At 46.1% G+C, this 18,978-nt stretch carries 11 protein-coding genes; 7 read left to right on the forward strand and 4 right to left on the reverse strand.

Annotation, left to right across the window (positions count from 1 at the left end; genetic code table 11):
* Positions 1–339: 339 nt before the first annotated feature.
* Positions 340–1,626, reverse strand: a complete 1,287-nt coding sequence (locus tag ACFQ0C_RS33405) for a glycoside hydrolase family 18 protein (protein WP_379373435.1) — start codon at positions 1,624–1,626, stop codon at positions 340–342.
* 229 nt (positions 1,627–1,855) lie between these two features.
* Here ACFQ0C_RS33405 and ACFQ0C_RS33410 point away from each other — a divergent pair, with 229 nt between their 5' ends.
* The 6 genes from ACFQ0C_RS33410 to ACFQ0C_RS33435 all read left to right on the forward strand — a co-directional run bounded on the left by ACFQ0C_RS33410 (position 1,856) and on the right by ACFQ0C_RS33435 (position 11,140).
* Complete coding sequence (locus ACFQ0C_RS33410) at positions 1,856–3,688, forward strand: sensor histidine kinase (protein WP_379373437.1); 1,833 nt, start codon at positions 1,856–1,858, stop codon at positions 3,686–3,688.
* Complete coding sequence (locus tag ACFQ0C_RS33415) at positions 3,666–4,724, forward strand: response regulator transcription factor (protein ID WP_379373439.1); 1,059 nt, start codon at positions 3,666–3,668, stop codon at positions 4,722–4,724. Before ACFQ0C_RS33410 ends, ACFQ0C_RS33415 begins: the two co-directional genes overlap by 23 nt.
* 147 nt (positions 4,725–4,871) lie before the next feature.
* Positions 4,872–5,834: an ABC transporter permease gene (locus ACFQ0C_RS33420; RefSeq protein ID WP_379373441.1), complete on the forward strand. Its 963-nt coding sequence runs from the start codon at positions 4,872–4,874 to the stop codon at positions 5,832–5,834.
* A 22-nt stretch (positions 5,835–5,856) separates the two neighbouring features.
* Entirely contained in the window at positions 5,857–6,726 is an 870-nt protein-coding gene (locus ACFQ0C_RS33425; RefSeq protein ID WP_379373443.1) for a carbohydrate ABC transporter permease, read from the forward strand.
* 38 nt (positions 6,727–6,764) lie between these two features.
* Positions 6,765–8,321, forward strand: a complete 1,557-nt coding sequence (locus tag ACFQ0C_RS33430; protein WP_379373445.1) for an extracellular solute-binding protein — start codon at positions 6,765–6,767, stop codon at positions 8,319–8,321.
* A gap of 56 nt (positions 8,322–8,377) precedes the next feature.
* On the forward strand, positions 8,378–11,140 hold the full coding sequence (locus tag ACFQ0C_RS33435) for an MGH1-like glycoside hydrolase domain-containing protein (RefSeq protein ID WP_379373447.1): 2,763 nt from the start codon (positions 8,378–8,380) through the stop codon (positions 11,138–11,140).
* Positions 11,141–11,925: 785 nt separating this feature from the next.
* Here ACFQ0C_RS33435 and ACFQ0C_RS33440 read toward each other — a convergent pair.
* Complete coding sequence (locus ACFQ0C_RS33440) at positions 11,926–12,738, reverse strand: hypothetical protein (RefSeq protein WP_379373449.1); 813 nt, start codon at positions 12,736–12,738, stop codon at positions 11,926–11,928.
* A 413-nt stretch (positions 12,739–13,151) separates the two neighbouring features.
* Between ACFQ0C_RS33440 and ACFQ0C_RS33445 the strand changes: the two genes are divergently transcribed.
* On the forward strand, positions 13,152–16,826 hold the full coding sequence (locus tag ACFQ0C_RS33445; protein ID WP_379373451.1) for an Npt1/Npt2 family nucleotide transporter: 3,675 nt from the start codon (positions 13,152–13,154) through the stop codon (positions 16,824–16,826).
* Positions 16,827–16,891: 65 nt separating this feature from the next.
* Here the strand turns inward: ACFQ0C_RS33445 and ACFQ0C_RS33450 are convergent, their stop codons facing one another.
* Both ACFQ0C_RS33450 and namA read right to left on the reverse strand, forming a co-directional pair.
* Complete coding sequence (locus ACFQ0C_RS33450; protein WP_483875020.1) at positions 16,892–17,650, reverse strand: polysaccharide deacetylase family protein; 759 nt, start codon at positions 17,648–17,650, stop codon at positions 16,892–16,894.
* Between the two features lie 254 nt (positions 17,651–17,904).
* On the reverse strand, positions 17,905–18,915 hold the full coding sequence (gene namA / locus ACFQ0C_RS33455) for an NADPH dehydrogenase NamA (RefSeq protein ID WP_379373453.1): 1,011 nt from the start codon (positions 18,913–18,915) through the stop codon (positions 17,905–17,907).
* Positions 18,916–18,978: the final 63 nt, after the last annotated feature.

Raw genomic sequence — 18,978 nt, forward strand, 5'->3', positions numbered from 1 at the left:
ATTGAGCTTTGCGAGAACACTATTGAGAAATAGGGTGTATGGATTAAAATTTGAGAGATATTGAAAGCGCTTAATTCGACAGCCTGAGTTTTTCCAGTTAGATTGATTTCAGGCGATATCCACGCTGGATTAGCGTTACAATTTCCATCTATTTTCTTTCCTTCCGCAGCCGCCCGACAAATCATGGTCTCCTCTGATGGGAATTTCCCTATGAAAAAGACGCTTCCATTTCCGCTTACATGGTGGTTTTGGAGGCGTCTTTGTACATAGTTTGGGACTGACTCATTCAATGATATTCTTTTGGGACAGCCTCTCTAAGATTATGATAGATGGATCAGCTTATCTCTTAACCACATTGAAGTTATCCTCGATCAACAGCCAGTTTTGCGGAAAGCTCAGCCCGAGCTTCCAGTAGCTGATTCCTCGAAGTCCTAATTCCTTCAATAAATTAAACTTGGCTTGGATGGAACGCGCATCCTCGAACCAAACGACATGCTGCTTGCCGGAATGATCCCAATAACTGAAATGCGGAGCTTGCGATACATAATCGTACTCGATTCGTGCATGCTGATTTCTGGCCAAATCGATGGCAGCTTGCGGACTTAAGGCTTTGGCAAATGGACCGCCTTGTACGAACGGCAATGTCCAATCATATCCGTATAAATTTTGTCCCATCATGATTTTGGAAGCAGGCATTTCACTGATCGCATATTCCAAAACCTTGCGAACCGGACCGATAGGCGAAACAGCCATAGGTGGACCACCGCTATATCCCCACTCATAGGTCATAATGACAACGAAGTCAGCAACTTCCCCATGCACTTTATAATCATGAGCCGTATACCATGCGCCTGTTTGAGCCGAGCTTGTTTTGGGAGCCAGAGCAGTTGACATCAGAAAACCTTCGCGATGCAGCATGCCGGAAGCTTTGCGAAGGAAGCGGTTATAAGCGTCTCTATCATCCGGATGAAGATGTTCGATATCAAAGTGTATGTCTTGAAAATTCAGATCTTTTGCTGTTTGTATTATATTATTCAGCAATTGGTTCTGCACCTGTTCATCATTCAAAATGATGGAGCCAAGCTCGGGGCTGAACTGGTCCTTCTCCAAATTGGTTACGACCATCATTAAGGTAACATTGTGCTGGCGGGCAATTCCATTGAGACCATTCAAAGGCGGCGCTTGCAGAGATCCGTCTCGATTGATGCGAAAGCTGAAGGGAGCAAGATAGGTCAAATGAGGTGCGGTATCCCTTGCGGACTGCAGCAGCTCGGAGGAAATTTCATGTCCTCTAGGCTCAAGATAGGCATTAACTTCTGCTTTACGGTGCGGTGCTGGTGGAATATAGAGTCTCATTCCGGCATTTAGTGACTGATTCGTGTTTAAATGGTTGACTGATGCCAATGTCTGAACAGGGACGCCTAATTTGTTGGCTATGCTGTATAAACTGTCGCCAGGCTGCACCCAATAATACGTTCCAACTATAGGAATGACTAATGCCTGTCCTACGACTAGCGATTTTTCGGCAGAAATTTCATTGGCATCGGTTATTTCCTTAACCGTCACCCCATAAGTATTCGCAATCTGATAGAGTGACTGACCCTGTTGCACGACGTGAATTTGCATGGTTCCCCCTCCTTGTAAGGATTAGATTTGTAAATTACGATATTTTCATTATTGGATAGAGTATGCGGAATAGCCCAAATGGGTGTCTGTCTATACCAAGAGTCCTTCCAACATTTTAGGTGTGCTAACTGGTTATAGGGTAAAAGGGTTAGGCACTTCCCACCATAACCATTTCGTGCTACTTTTAATAGACATTATTATTAATCTGCAGCCGCAGCGAGGTGGAGAATTGTTTAACAAGAAAGCGCTATCAATAAAAACGAAGCTGGTGCTGCTTATTCTTTTCTTTTTATGTGTTCCGCTGCTTACCTTTGGCACGCTTTGGTATGTAAAGGCTTCTGAGAGCATTGAGCATAACGCAATCGATTACAGTGAGCAGCTAATGGGGCAAATCAATTCTCAGCTGGATGGGTATTTCTCCGACCTGGAAAGAATAACCTACCCGCTGCTGCTGCATCCGCAGATTCAATCCTTCATGAAGCTTGGGCCTGAGGACCAGTACGAAAGGTTCCTCATCAGCAAAAAAATATCCGACGAGCTGTTTCCAAACATTACTTTCGGACGCCCTGATATTTATGGTCTATCGATTGTATCCAAGAATGGCATTGCTACCGCAAGTTATAGTGCTACGGCTGCCAAAGCAAGCTATGAACAGTATAAGGATGCGCTGTTGGGTGATCGGAATTACCGGATTGTGGGCATCGAATATATGGATTCAATCCCTGTTTTGACGATTGCCCGCAAGTTTTTGGATACGGTCTCCTATCAATCCAACGGGATGCTGATCGTTTATGCCAGGCTCAATGAAATCATTAAAATTTGCGAGAAGATCAAGCTGGGGGAAAGCGGGTTCGTATGGATTATGGATGCGGATGGACGGATCGTCTACCACCCTCAGAGGGAGAAGTGGGGAGTGCCCGCTCAAACACCCAAGCTCAGTGAAATGCTGAAGGCTAGCCAGAGAGGGTACTACGTGGAGAAGGCTCAGAGCGACAATCGGCTTATTATATATGAACGCTCCCAGATGACGGGATGGACTCTGGTTTCCGAAGTATCATTAAAAGAATTGAATGGAAAAATGATTGGCCTGAGGAATGTTACCCTATGGGTCGGCCTCCTGCTGGTAGGACTGGCGTTAATGATAACGGGAGGCTTCTCTTTCTATTTAACCCGTTCATTATCCCATTTGCAGCGGCTTATGCGACGTGCGGAAGAAGGAGACCTCAGCGTTAAGGCTCCTGAGAGAAGGAATGATGAATTGGGAGGCTTAAATCGGGGATTCAACCGTATGGTCAGTCAAATTGGCCTGCTTATTCAGGAAGTGCAGACTTCCCATATGAAGGAGCGGGAGATGGAAATACGTCAGCGGGAATCGGCTTTGCAGGTAATGCAATCGCAGATCAATCCTCATTTTCTCTATAATACTTTGGAGATTATTAACTCCTATGCGATTATCGAGGATGTTCAGCCCATTAGCCGGATGGCTACCTCATTGGCGGATATTTTCCGATACAGCGTTGGTAACCCTGGGCAAGCGGTCACGTTAATGGATGAAATCCGGTATATTCGCACCTATCTGGAAATTCAACAGGAGCGCTTCAATGCTCTACAAGTAGAGATTCGTGTGGAGGACGAATTGCTTTCTCAAATACAAGCAGTACGGCTAATGATTCAGCCGCTTGTGGAGAATGCGTTTAAGCACGGCTATCAAGCTCACAAGCAAAAGCCAAGCTACATAGGGATTAGCGGCAGGCTCCAGGATGGGCAATATATGCTGTGCATTGAAGACCGGGGGCAAGGAATGGACAGCAAGCTTATGGAACGGTACAATGAAGCCTTTATGATGGACGATAGCAGAGGGCTGCCGCAAAACGGGGATGTTAGCGGAGTCTTTGATACCATTGGTCTATGGAATGTACATCAACGCATCCGAATTAGCTTTGGACCGTCCTATGGGTTATATATCGTCAAGTCCGATGTGACAGGAACCCTTATCGAGATGCGGCTCAAAATGATCAACTGGAGAGAGGGTGAAGAAGATGTACAACGTATTAATAGTTGATGATGAAGTGATGATCAAGCGCAGTCTGACTAAACTAATTAATGACAGTTCACATGGATTTCACGTCTTGGGTGAAGCGGAAGATGGGAGCGAGGCGCTGGCTCTATGGGAGCGGCTGAAGCCAGACTTGATCATCACCGATATAAGCATGCCGGTTATGGATGGCCTGGAGCTTATTAAAGAAATCCGCAGCCGGGAACAGGTAACGGAAATTGTCATTTTATCCGGCTATGATGATTTTGGATACGCGCAGCAGGCCATGCGCCAAGGGATCATGGATTATTTGCTCAAGCCGATCCGGCAGGAGCAGCTGGAGGATCTGCTGGGCAAAGCGGCAGCGCGTTTGGAGCAGCGAGGGAGAAGCATCAAGGAACGGGGACAGAGGCTCTGGGAATGCAGAGGTATTGCCGCCTTAATTGCCGATGACTTGTGGATGGTTAGAGAGACGGAAGCACTGCGGCACCTGACGGATTATCAGCAGCAGCTGTTGAGTCGCGGATTGACCGTCGCGCAATGCTCCGAGCAGCTGGAGGATGCGCTTGTCTTGGCAGAAGCCGAGCTTATTGCCCAGAGCAGCGGTAAATTGCAGGAGCTTCCGAAGCCGCTGCTCACTCCTGCTGCTGTCTCTGCCGAGGAGCTGCTGCTTCGTGCGGGAGAGAGTGTTGCGGCCTACGTAGATCAGATTCGTAATATGCGTAATTGGGGACAAAATCAGAGCATCCAGAAGGCGGTTGAATATATTTTAGCTCATTATACGAATGAGCATCTGTCCCTTTCCCATGCTGCGAATGAGGCCGGTATGTCCGACTCTTATTTCAGCAGATGCTTCAAAGATGAGCTTGGACTTAGCTTCATTGATTACGTCATTAAGCTTCGTATGGAGAGAGCCAAGGAGCTGCTGGAAGCTGCAGAGAGCAAGACATACGAGGTCGCCTTTACTGTAGGCTACACGGACTACCCGCATTTTTCCAAATCGTTCAAAAAATATTGCGGGTTATCGCCCAACGACTATAAGAAACGGTTAAGCAATAAATAAGACGTGCAGCATTTGCACGTCTTATTTATATTTAGAACTTAGGAGGATCGAATGTGTCAAAAAAGCACAACTTGTTATCTTTAAACACATGGTCGTTTGAAATGACAGCGGTTACAATAAACAGTGTGAAGGGGAGGGAGAGAAATAATGGAGTTAAGAAAGAATAGCACAGCACCGGAACCAGCAGTCTCCATTCCGGTCACAGTCTCGAAGCGAAAGTCGTATTGGTACAAACATTGGCAAATTTATTCGATGGTGCTTCCTGGGCTGATTTATTTTATTTTATTCAAATATATTCCACTTACCGGCGTAGTTATCGCATTTCAGGATTACAACGTGTTTAATGGAATTTTTGGCAGCAAGCTTGTCGGGCTTAAGCATTTTTACAATCTGTTTACGTATCCCGAATTTATGAGAGTACTGAAGAATACGCTGCTGATCAGTATTTATCAAATCGTGTTGGGGTTTCCGGCTCCTATCGCTCTGGCTATGCTGATGAATGAAGTTCGCCGGATGTTTTTCAAACGCACGATACAAACCGTCCTTTACCTTCCGCATTTCCTGTCTTGGGTCATTGTTGGAGGGCTTGTCATCAACTTCTTGTCACCAAGCTCAGGGATGATTAATGACATACTGAGGTGGATGGGCAAGGAACCGGTATTTTTTATGCAGGAGCCCGGCTATTTCCGTTCGATCGTCGTTATCTCTGCCATTTGGAAGGAAGTGGGCTGGGGTACGATCATTTACCTTGCAGCACTAGCGGGCATCAATCCAGAGCTGTATGAAGCTGCTGAAGTCGACGGAGCGGGTAAGCTGAAGCAAGCTTTTAGCATTACACTGCCCTCACTCCTGCCGACTATTATGGTGCTGCTGCTGTTAAGAGTTGGCAACGTGCTTGACCTCGGCTTTGAGCAGATTTATATGCTGCTGAATCCTCTCGTGACGGAGACGGGCGAGATTATAGATACTTACATTTACCGCATTGGTCTCTTGGGTGGGCAGTATAGCTATACAACGGCTATCGGATTATTCAAATCACTTGTCGGTGTCATTCTGGTTGTTGGAGCGAATCAATTAAGCAAGAAAACAACCGGAAATTCGATTTATTGATTACTGAAAGGAGAGCGGTACTTTGATCAAGGAAAATGCTTCACGCCGTGCGTTTATTTATGGCAACTATTTGTTTCTTACCTTTACCGGTTTAGCTATGCTGCTTCCTTTTTTACATATTTTTGCAGGTTCATTGAGCAGCGGAAATGCAATATCTCAAGGCCGAGTTAGTATTTTTCCGGTAGAGTGGACGTTGATTAATTACGAAGCCGTTCTCCAGAACGCGGCCATATGGAAATCCTTTGGTGTGACGATGCTGCTGACAGTGGGCGGAACGATTTTCAATCTGTTTTTTACCTCACTGATGGCCTATGGATTGTCCAAAAATGAGCTGAAGGGCCGTTCCTTTATTTTGCTGCTGATCGTTTTCACGATGATTTTTCAAGTTCCATTGATTCCAGGTTATTTGCTCATCAAATCATTAGGGATGCTCAATTCGCTGTGGGCTCTTATTATTCCCGGAACGATAAGCGCTTTCAATTTGATCATTATGATTTCCTTTTTCCGTGAGATACCTGAAGGACTTGTTGAGGCTGCTCGGATTGACGGCTGTGATGAGTACCGGACCTGGTGGAGTATCGTGCTTCCGCTGTCGCTTCCATCCTTAAGCACCGTTGGATTGTTCTATGCGGTTGGTCATTGGAACGGCTACTTCAGCGCAATTATGTACATCCGGGATCCCAGCTTGTTTCCTCTTCAGGTAAAGCTTCGCCAGCTGCTCGTTGACAGTGATACCGAAGCGCTTATGCAAAGCGTGAACGTGACGCTGCAATCGATGGAAGGCATTAAAATGGCAACGATTATGGTTGCTACTATCCCGATTTTGTTGGTTTACCCGCTGATTCAAAAGCATTTTATAAAAGGCGCGATGCTGGGGTCAGTGAAAGGTTGATATAGAATTCCATTATAATTATAAAGGAGAAGGGTCACATGAGAAAAAAAATGACGATGCTTGCATTATCCGCGGCTTTGGCTGCAGGGACTTTGGCTGGCTGCTCATCAGGCGGCGATACTAAGGGTCAAACTAATCCGCAGGGAAAGACGGACAGCAAGCCGGTTAAGCTGAAGGTAGGAATTGGTACGGAAGGGCTGCAATATATTGAGGGCTCCGCGAACATTAATGAAGACAAGTATACGAAAAAGCTCCGTGAAATTTCTAAAACTGATGTGACCCTGGAGTTAATTCCGCACCGTGAATTCGATCAAAAGCTGACGTTGCTGTTTGCCGGTGGCGAGCTGCCGGACTTGCTGCAAACACATGGCATTAATAAGCCTGAAGTGGCTCCGGCTATCGATACTGGCGTATTAATTCCGCTGAATGAGTTGATTGACAAATACGGACCTAATTTGAAAAAGAACATCCCGAAGGAATCATGGGATTTCGCCTCCGTCAGCAAAGACGGTAAAATATACGGTATTCCTACAGTAAATGCGACGCCTAACGGCAACGTTATGATGGTCCGTAAGGATTGGCTGGATAAGCTCGGGCTGAAGCCGCCGAAAACGGTAGACGAATATATCGAAATGTTGAAAGCGTTTAGAGACAAGGATCCGAACGGTAACGGAAAGCAAGATGAGATTCCATTCTCCGGACGCGAGAAGCTGGCATTTACCGAGGCATTCTTCGGAGCTTACGATGTCATGCCGGCAGACTGGAAGTTTGAGAACGGACAGTTGATTCCGAACCTGATCCGACCGAAGATGAAGGATGCATTGGCGGTTTACCGGACGCTTTATGAACAAAAGCTGCTGGACAATGAAGTATTCGTGCAAAAGCCTAAGGATTGGGATGCGAAAATTAAAGGTCAGGGGATTGTTGGCTTATGGATCCACGGTCCTAGATTAGCGGATAAATGGGCAGCTGAGGTAAGGACAGGGACACCAACGGCTCAATTGGAAATCATTCCGGCGCCTGTTGGACCTGACGGTAAAGGCGGCTTAGGCATCAGCTCCGCCGTTGGCGGCAGCGTATGGGTCATCCCGAAAACAACGAAAAATCCGGAAAATGCTATAAAATTTCTGGATTGGTTTTACTCGGATGAAGCTCAAAAGTTTCTTACCTACGGGATAGAAGGAGACGACTATACGCTAGAGGGCGGAAAGATCAAGTACAAATATCCGGAGAAGCAGGAAGACATCTATAGAGAAGAAATGCATCTGACCTGGCTGCGCATGGTAGGGCCTTCCCACTTGAGTGATGCGGAATTTATGAAAAATCGTCCATCCGGCGACCTTGTAATGAGAGCGATGGATGTGGCTGCGAAGGAAGGACGCAAAAACGATGGTCTGGGTATGCCGGCGCTGCCGACTGCACAAGCTCGTCCGGAGCTCTCAAGAGACGGCCTCTGGCTGGAGCTGGCTGCGAAAGTCATAACCGGCAAGGAATCACCGGATGCGTTCGATAAGTTTGTCGAGGATTGGAAAAAACGCGGTGGGGATCAAATTATTAAAGAAGCGACCGACTGGTATAAGAGTACACATAAATAAATAGTTGGAGTAGGCATTGCTCTATGCAATGCCTATTTCGTTAAGGAGTGGTGAACATGGAGCATTTGGTTGGAACGCATGACTTGAAGCAGCTTCCCTTATGGGGACCGTACACGAAGAAATACATAGGCATTTCGCATATTGCGGACGCTGACAGAGGCTTACGCTTTGATTTGAGTGTATTCCCAGGTTTTTACCGCAGAAAGGTAGACGTACCTAATGTGATGTGGGAGTCGGGTTACCATCCATGGGAAGCGTCACCTGATCTTAGCTGGTTTACGCATAGGCATGAGCTGGAATGGAAGGATCAGGTTTATACGGATATTACCTATGCCGAGATGTCCGAGAATGCAAGGCTGGTCCGGTGTGAATTCGTCAACCGGACCGAAGCTGAGCAGAATGTTGTGCTGCATTACATGGCCTCGATGCATTTCCCGCAGGTGCGTGGTCATGGAGAACTGCTGCGGACAGTCCGCCCGGAGCTTCCGGAGGGGGCATTGTGGACGAATGCACTGGACTATGCGGCGTTATCCTACGCAACGCCGCAGCCGAGTGACAATCTGGTATACGACGGCTTTTTTCGTGGCGAAGCACGCGGTCAAGGATTAGTCGGAGGCTCTGCGCTTCGTTTCGGGAGAGAACCGGGGGACCGGGTTTCCTACACGGTTGTGGCTGCCAAGCCGTTGGAGCAAGCTGTGCTTCTGCTGCGCTTCCGAATGAAGGAAGGGCAGCATCTAAGTATTCGGCTAGGCGGTATGATTGATGCTTCCATAGAGCTTACCGGGACAGGTGAGCTGGCTGAAGCAAGTGTAAGCTTAGGAGCGCTTGAGGCAGGGCATTATGAGCTTATTTTTACAGCTGGTGAAGGTAGTAACGTTGGCAACAATAACGCTGGTGGCAGCAGCAGCTACAGCAGGGGTAATGCTTTCACCGTCTCAGCGGAGTTTGACGGGTTTGTCATTGCAGAGCAAAATAGGCTTGATCAAGTGCGATTTATACCTGAGTCGGACGAGGCGCATCCACAAATAATCCAGGGGCCAGTTCCGAACAGTCTGCTGCTGAAATATGAGGGAATCGATCACTATTATGGGCTGCTCTGGGCTTATGAGGACTACGAGGTGCGGGAATTTCATTGTGATGAGCTCGATCGTTTTATGCGTCACAATGTGCATCATCATACTAGTTCTGTATTTAAGGGAGAAGGGCGAGGCCATTTCACCAATGTATATTTGAGACCGATTCCTTTGGCTCCGCATTCCAGCAAGCTTATACATGGAATGGTGTGCAGCGGCAGCAAGGACGAGGTAGAGCGGCAGCTATCTTCCAGTCTGATTGATCCGAAGAGATGTGAGACGGTTTTCGCATCGTTGAAGGAGAAATCTTTGCAGGCCATGAAGAAAACGTACAATCCGTCCGGCGAGCCGTACCGTTTGAGCCAACAATTAATGGAAGCAACACTCGCTACGAATATTGTTTATCCGGTTTATACAAAGCGCTCTTATATTCGTCACAGTACTCCAGGGCGTTGGTGGGACAGCCTGTACACTTGGGATTCCGGGTTTATCGGGATCGGCCTGGCGGAACTGGACATGGAGCGGGCGTTGGAATGTTTAAATGCGTACGTTACTGAGCCAGGAGATCCGCACGCCGCGTTCATTCACCATGGCAGTATGGTTCCTGTACAGCATTATTTGTTTCTGGAGATTTGGAATAAGACACAATCCAAAGAGCTGTTGAATTATTTTTATCCAAGGCTTAGGCAGTACTATCTGTTCTATGCAGGCAAGCTTGGGAGCTCAACCACAAGAGTATTATCCTCGGGCCTGCTGAAGACATGGGATTATTTCTATAATTCCGGTGGTTGGGATGACTATGCTCCTCAGGTTGAAGTTCATCGAAGCCGGTTGACGGCTGAAGCTGCTCCAGTGTCCAACACAAGCCATGCTATCCGTATTGCCAAAATTTTAAAAATGGCGGCAGCAGCAATAGGGGGACTTGAAGAGGACGTTGCGGAATATGAGGGAGACATAGCTCTTTTTGGAAAAGCAATCCAGGATTATGCATGGGATGAAGAGAGCGGTTATTTCGGTTATATTATGCACGATACGAAGGGGCAACCGAATGGATTGCTGCGCCATGAAAGCGGGCAAAACTACAATATGGGGCTCGATGGAGCTTATCCGCTCGTAGCGGGTATATGCAATCCCGAACAAGAACGTCGTCTACTTGGATATATATCTGACAGCAGTCGTTTATGGAGCCCTATCGGCTTAACAGCTGTCGATCAGAGCGCTGCTTATTACAAAAAGGATGGCTATTGGAATGGCGCCGTCTGGATGCCGCATCAATGGTTTTACTGGAAAATGCTCCTCAGCCTGGGCTACAGCGAACCGGCACATAGGATCGCCCGTACAGCGCTTGAGCTATGGAAGACGGAGACAGGCGAGACCTATAACTGCTATGAGCATTTTATCGTCCAATCCGGAAGAGGAGCAGGGTGGCATCACTTCGGTGGACTTTCCGCCCCGGTGCTAAGCTGGTTTGCCGCCTATCACCGACCAGGGACACTCACCTGCGGCTACGATGTTTGGCTGGAGCACAAGGAGTTTAGCGTGGATAATTCGGAGCTTACCGCCGAAATTCGTTATTTTGGTGCAGCCGATCGTACTCATTCGCTTTTGGCCTGCATGAAAGCAGGCGGCAGCTACAAGGTCACTTGGAACGGGAACCCTGTGGATGTCCAATCCGCTGAGGATGGTGTGCTGGACATTCGATTGCCTGGGGAAAGCAGCGGGAGGCTGAGGGTTACTTCGGCTTGAATCGGTCATTTATCGATTCCACGAAGCTTTACATCGTTATAGTGAATTACATCGTGAAGGACCTCATCATGAGTATTGTTTTTTTTCATACTTCTAGACCCGAGCTGGTAGCACGTGAACGTTATAGGAGTACGTGATTTTATGGAGGAAGCAGGACTTGTGATTGATCTGAAGTTGATGATAATCAAATCCAATGGTGGATAATATCAACCCAAAAAATAAATAAATCGGATATCGCCCAAACCCGCTAAGGCTTGATTCTGCGTGGGTTTGGGCTTTTTTGTGGTGATTTCTTTTATTGTTCTTTTATGGCTAAACCTCGAAATCAGTGCTTGATCCCCATTGGAACATATGTTCCCAAAAATCCTGCAAACATGCAGTTATTTTCTAACAAAATTGTTGTTGAGAAGAACATGCCTGCAAAAATACATCAATTTTCATGGCAAACTCTTCGGTCCAGCTAAGAATGAAAAAATAAATGCACATTTGCATGAATTCAAGAAGACTGCCGATATGCAAGCCAAAAGGATGTATAGAAGCAGGTTTTAGGAAGAGGTAATGACTTCGAATCGAATAATTCGAATACAGTCGTGTGCGTTAGCATTGCCGTTCTTAAGGTTTTGTCTACAGCTGAGCAGGGCACGGCACGGAGACAAAATCGAATGACTTTGTCAAAGTGCTGATTTCTTTTATTATTCTTTTATTGATGTGTTTTATAATAAATCTAGCAGGTTGACGACATCCGGGATTAAGCTCGATACCGAAAATGCTGATGCAATTGGCCTTTATGGCATTTGTGCCTTCGCTGCCGAAATAATATTGCTGATCTTGTTTTCAAGATTGAAAATGGCTTGCTTCTCCTCATTGATTTGATGGGATAAGGATATCAGGGATGCGAGCGTGTCCAGAACGGTGTGGGGATCGTTATTTTTGGCTGCTTGTTTAAACGTATTCCACACTGTGGTTATATCGGTTTCGTTAGTTTTGATTGCACTTCGCTTATTTTTAATTTCCAGATTAACGGGGGTGATTTCTTCCAATCTGCCTCGAAGCTCTTTCTTCTTTTTGGCTGCATTTTCCTTGGCTGCCCGCCATTCATTTTCTTTGGTATTGATGTTTATACGGGCTGCTTGAACAGGGATTTTTATGAGATTAACTTGGAATTGGAACAGATTGGTTAAGTCCTTGCTTTTCAGTGCTCTGGCTGCTTCAATCTGCTTGTTCAAAGAGCTGTAATGGGAGAATAGTGCTTTGTACCGTTCTCGTAATTGTGTAACTTCGGATTCGAGCTTGTCTAAGCTTTCGGCATCGATTTGTTGAATTTCTTTATTGAGAGCCGCCGAAGTATCCTGGTTTCGAGTGTGGAGCTCTTTGATTTCTACATCCCAGTCTTGCAATTGTTTCTGAACCGTGAGTAGTTGATCGTACAGCGAGCTAATTTTATCCGCTTGACTAGGGGCTGCAGCTGCAATTGTTTTATCGAGAGATGACTTGACGGAGGTTGTGAATTTAATAGGGGCAGCGGTTACTGTAGTAGGGATACTGGAAGCAAGTATAGAAGCGGCGAGCAAAGCTATGAAGATTGATCTAGTGTTCATTGAATTCCTCCTTAGTTATGAATGGAATGTGAGGTACCGGATTGCAGCAAAAAAAGCACCGATAAGAAAGGCAATTAGCCTTCTCTTACCGGTGCTTCCGTTGTAAGCGATCGTATAAATGATATGTGTAATTACTATACAGGATGCCTCAATGGCCTGTCAACAACTTATACAAACCGGGAGACAAATTGTTTCAGCCAAATGAGTTTGCTTACTATTAACCGTGTACAGGCGTAATCATCAACTCTATAAAGCTTTCTTTAATAAGAGATAGATAAACTATGTAAATAGAGACTGGATAATTTTAACTGGTATAATCTTATAAAATACTAGTACCTTGGAACTAAGTTTATAGTACAATTATGTAAAATAAAGTCACGTTCATTTAATGAAAAGAATGGAGAGTAAGCCTCATGCTCAAGCTTTTCACAGGTAAGACGATGGTAAAGGCAGCTCAGAGGTTTACAGAGGATAAGGAAGAATATACGAAGGTACTATGGCTGTTTGGCTATTTGTTTTGCGTAGTATCGGCATCCACGTTAGGACGGACTTCAGCAGATGCCCTGTTTCTATCGCGGTTTGACGCCTCTCAATTATCCATCATGTATTTGCCTCAATCGGCTGCGCTTATTTTAATTGGATTTTTATTTCAAAGGTTTGGCAGTCGTTTTCGTTTGGATCGTTTGATCAAAGCTTTGATTCCTATCGTTTCCCTGCTGGTACTCATCTCCAGAGTAGGGGTAGGTCAAGATTACACATGGGTTTATCCTGTTATCTATGTGATATACGATGTGTTTAATTTTCTGATGATCGTTATCTTCTGGCAATTTGCCACCTCTGTGATGGACCAGCGAAAGGTGAAACGGATGATTGGTTTGGTTGGGAGCGGAGGGATCATTGGGGGAATTATTAGCGGTTTTGGATTAAAGCTGTTAGTTCCGCTGACAGGTACGGCCAACTTAATCTATTTTTATGCAGCACTCCAATTACTGGCATTGATAGCTGTGTATCGTGTTATTGGAATGAGTAAAGACCCGGAGGAATTATTTTCAACATCGAAAGCAAGATCGAAGAAACCGACCAATGAACGTAAGCGGCAGGGGGAACAAAAGGCTGGCTTGTTTCAAAATGTCCCTCACCTGAAGTACGTTGCAATTATGTCGGCAACCTTGGTGCTTTCGCTCACTTTTGTCGATTATCAATTTAAGGTCATTCTTAGAAACACGCTGCAAAATGATGCTCTAGCCGGATTTATGGGGAGCTTTTACGGATTTTCCGGGCTGTTGGCCTTGTTCGTTCAGCTGTTTGTCGCAAGTAAATTATTAACGAGATTTGGAGTTATGACAGCCATTCTCGTATTCCCTATTGCCTTGTTTACAGGTAGTTTGGGCGTTCTATTGATGCCTGTTCTTGCGCTGGCAGTTATCGTTAAGGGAAGCGACAAGGTAGTTGGGGATACCATTTATTCCTCGGTAAGCCAATTGATTATGTTTCCAATTTCTCCGGAATGGCGGAATCGGGCCAAAGGCTTTTTGGACGGCGTCGTACGAAATGGAGCCAAGGGAATAGCGGGTATCAGTCTAATTATATTATCTCCGCTGCTTAGTGCAGGGCAGTTTAGTTATGTCATTCTCGCTTTGCTCGCCTGCTGCGTAGTAGCGGCTGTCAAAGTAAAAAGGGCTTATTTGCAAACGCTGCTGTCTACTTTGGAAACGAGGGGGACGGATCTTCAAGAAACGGAACTCGATTTAATGGACCCTGCAAGTAGACAAATTCTAATCTCTGCATTAGAGAGTTCGGACAGGCATCAGGTCATGTATGCTTTAAAGATTTTACGCGGGTTGGATGGATTTGATTTATCTCCGCATATTCCGGCACTGCTTCGCAATCCATATCCAGAGGTCTGTGTAGAGGCTGTCATCTATATCGAGCAAATGACTCCGGCCGGGCTGGAGCAAGAATTGCAGGAGCTTCTAAGCTCATCTAACCCTCAGGTTAAAGCCCAAGCTTTATTGGCATTAGCTGCTTATTCCAAAGAAGAATATTTGGATCAAATAACGCTTCACCTTGAGGCGGATGAGGTCGGGATTAAAGCGGGGGCGATAGCAGGATTAATAAAATTTTATGGTATAGAGGGGATGTTTCGTGCTGTTGGAACACTCAAGCAATTGATTGAGAGTACGGATGAAGAGGAACGGACGGCTATGGCCGTCTTATTTGGACGGATTGGAATCCAAAGCTTCTACAAGCCGCTGGTTCCGATGCTGAATGATACCTCATCAAGGGTACGAATCTGTGCCTTGGAATCTGCTGCATTGCTTTGTGTGCCTGCTTTAGTACCCCATATTGTGCTTATGCTTCAGGATAGCCGGACGCGTCGGCATGCTATTGAAGCGTTGGCCCGTTATGATGAGAAAGTTATCATAGGGCTGCTGGAGCCCTATTTCATTGAGGATGGCGTATCTTTGCTGCATTTGCCCAAAGTTTTCGAACGTATTGGAACGCAAGGGGCTTTCGATACCTTATTGATTCATTATCGCCACTCGAATTATGAAATGCGCGATAAGCTGCTGGAAGCTTTGAGAAATTTGCGTCATGGGATCCGGCAGGTGGACGAAAAGCTGGTGGAGGAATTAATCCTCCAAGAAATCCAGCTATATTGGCAATTTGCGGAGCAGAGTTCAGGAGTCGTTGGAAATAAAGCTTATACAGCCATTTCGGAAGCGGTAGATCAGATACGGTCGTCGATGACCGGGCGTATTTTTGGGCTAATAGGGCTCGTCTATGAGTCCAAAACCGTTCAGGCGGTTTACGCTAACTGGTCTGAAGGAGAAGCGAGGCATCAAGCGAATGCAGCAGAGGTTATGGATCAAATGCTGTCCGGAAATCTCCGTATGGAGATAATCAAGATCATGTCGTCTCCTAAAACAATAACAGTTGCCATGAAGAAGGAAGCTTTAGAGGATGAAAAGCTGATATGGCTCTATGAGAATGGAGATGAGTGGCTGCGTCAAATGATTCAGCTGGACGTTATGCAGGAGAAAAGGCTTGTGAAGAACACAGCGCTTAAAACTCGGCTGGATGCATCCAAGGATATTTCATTAGAATGGCTGGCTGACCAGATGGAGCGGGTCCATTTGCTGAAGAAGGTGTCTTTGTTCCAAGGATTGACGAGCAGGGATTTGTTTTTTATTGCCCAACAGCTGAAACAGATCAATGAAACAAGCGGAGCTATCGTATTCAAAGAGCGTGATCCGGGAGATTCTCTATATTTAATTCAGTGCGGTAAAGCAGGTGTATACCGTAATCAAGAGAAGATTAGTGTACTCGAAGCCGGGGATTGCTTTGGCCAAACAGCTATTCTAACCAAAAAATTAAGAACGGCGACAATCCGCGTTGAAGAGGACATTCAATTGTGGCGGCTTGATTCCACAGCATTGTATGAGTTGATGTTCGACCGAACCGGAATGGCTCTGGAAATGATGAAATTGCTGTCTCGCCGCTTGCGGTCTATGCTTGAACGCAGTGCTCAGCCCAAGGAGGAGACGGATCAACAAGACGGGGCTGATAAACATCAAGTTGTATCTTCATTGCCAGAAGCAGCCGCTGCAGCTTCGGCCGAGTTGGGACATGCGGACTCAGTAGCCGATTCGACACATAACAATAAAATTCTACGCCGAGTATTGATTCTACAAAAGATTGAACTGTTTTCCCACCTAACCCAGGATGATTTCATTCGGTTGGCGCAGATGGTGGACGAGGTTGAATACGAGGCAGGAGAAGCTATATGCAGTGCAGGTGATTTCGGTGACTCCATGTTTGGAATCATTGAAGGAAACGTTCGTGTTCATAGAGGAAGTGAAACTTTTGCGACTTTGGGCGAAGGGGAATATTTTGGAGAAATGGCTATTATCGATAGCGGCCCTCGTTCTGCTGATTGCACAGCGATAGGTCAGACTGTACTGCTTCAGCTTCAAAAAGATCAGGTGTTCTCCTTCTGCTTCCAAAATATCGACTTGCTCCGCAGCATGATGCAGGTACTTGCAGACCGGGTTAAAGGAATGCTTCATGAAGACGGAAGTCGTTAGAACATATAAATATAAAACAACGGTCTTCCTTCAGGAGGGCCGTTGTTTAAGCGTCTGAGTAACTCTTAATCCATTTGCTTAACTGGGCTTAGCTTACGATAAGTCAGCAGCTCCGATATCGTTACAAAACGGTAGCCCCGGTTTTTGAGCTCCGGCAAAATTTGCTTAAGTGCATCCACCGTTTGCGTTTTCCCTTCAACCCAATCGTGAAGCAGCACGATATCGCCATTTTTCACATTATTTAATACGGTGCTTGTAATCTTGGATACCCCAGGCGTAGCCCAGTCTCTTGTGTTGATATGCCAGGACCACATAACTACCGTGTAGCCCGCTTTTCTCGCTGTTTGGACGAGTGCTTCGTTATAGTACCCGCCTGGCGGCCGGAACAAGTGGGACTTTTGACCGGAAGCTTTGAAAATGATCTCCTCCGCACGTCTTATTTCCTCGGAAATTTTATTCTCGGGAAAAGAACGATTGAAGTAAGTGTGATGGTATGTATGATTGGCCAGCTCATGTCCTTCGGCAATTTCACGGCTTACAAGCTCAGGATATGCCTCCGCTTTATTTCCTACAATGAAAAAAGTTGCTTTGGCCTCATATTGCTTCAGCAGCTCCAATATTTGCGGTGTGTCCTCTGGATCTGGACCATCATCAAAGGTCAATGCAATTACCTTTTCATCGGTCGGTACCTCCCATACTACTTCTCCTCGCTTCTCGTAGTAGAATCGATTTTTCTTTGGCGTTTGGGCCGCGCTCAAATTGCCGCTTAAACCAATTAACATACAGCACATCAATAGTAATATTTTTGTCGAAAATTTCAACATGGTGTTAGATTCTCCTTCCCAGATCAGGCCCAGGGCAAACCGGCGTATGCTGGAATTAGCTCCTCGAAAGTGAGTGCTTTTTAGTTTTCCCGCTTTCTTCCTTATTAACCAAGCATGTATGAAGAAATATAGGATATCGCAACTGTTACAACAAAAAACGCCCCTTTTTTTAGGAAAAATGGTGGAGTCAAAATATCCATTTTCCCGCAAAGGAGCGTTCTTTTTTTAGTATAAGGCTATTGAAGCCGTTTTACTTACCAGCCTCTTTGATACTGTTTCGGCGCTGCAAGCTCAGCGCCTAATTGCTTGGCAGCAGTTCGCGGCCAATATGGATCGCGCAGCAGCTCTCTGCCTAGCAGTACGAGATCGGCACGACCGTTGGAGATAATTTCCTCGGCCTGCTCGGGCGCTGTAATCAATCCGACAGCTCCTGTGGCGATGCTGGCAGATGTTTTGATTGCATGTGCGAGAGGAACCTGATAGCCCGGATATGCATCGATTCTGGTAGGTACGACGCTGCCTGAGCTGCAATCGATTAGATCAATTCCCTGTGCTTTCATTTGTTCGGCAAAATAAATGAAATCATCGATCTGATTGCCTTCCGGATGGTACTCGTTGGCAGATATTCGGACAAACAACGGGCCTTTCCAAAACGCGCGGATGCCATCAATTATTTCTCCAAGGAAGCGGTAACGATTGTCCCGGTCTCCACCATAGATGTCTGTGCGGTGGTTGGCTAGTGGTGATAGAAATTCATTAATTAAATAACCGTGAGCCCCATGAAGCTCCATGGCATCAAATCCTGCTTCCTGGGCTCTCCGCGCTGCATGAATGAAAGATTGCTGGGTAGCTTTTACCTGCTCCAGACTCATGGCTTCAGGAGTTTTCGAGCTGTCATTGAAGGCGATCGCTGATGGTGCGATGATTGGACCGTCCAGTACTGCTTTGCGGCCTGCATGGGCTAATTGGATAGCGATTTTGGAGCCTTGACCTTGCACGAGTCCGACCAGCTCCTTCAAGCCTGCTACATGCTCATCACTCCAAATACCAAGGTCCTGAGGTGAGATTCGGCCCTGCTCCGTTACTGCTGATGCTTCAACGATAATCAGTCCGACTTGGCCGACTGCTCTTGCAGGATAATGGACCTTATGCCAATCTTGGACCTTTCCGGATTGATCTGCGCATGAATACATACACATCGGCGACATAACAATACGGTTTTTGAGCGTCATCCCATTTATCGTAATCGGGGAAAACAATTTCATAGCTTCTTTGCCTCCATCCTATTGTTTTAATATTCGAATATTAAGTAAATAACTCTATAATAG

It is taken from the genome of Paenibacillus sp. GCM10027630 (assembly GCF_042676305.1).
Classification (GTDB): Bacteria; Bacillota; Bacilli; order Paenibacillales; family NBRC-103111; genus Paenibacillus_S.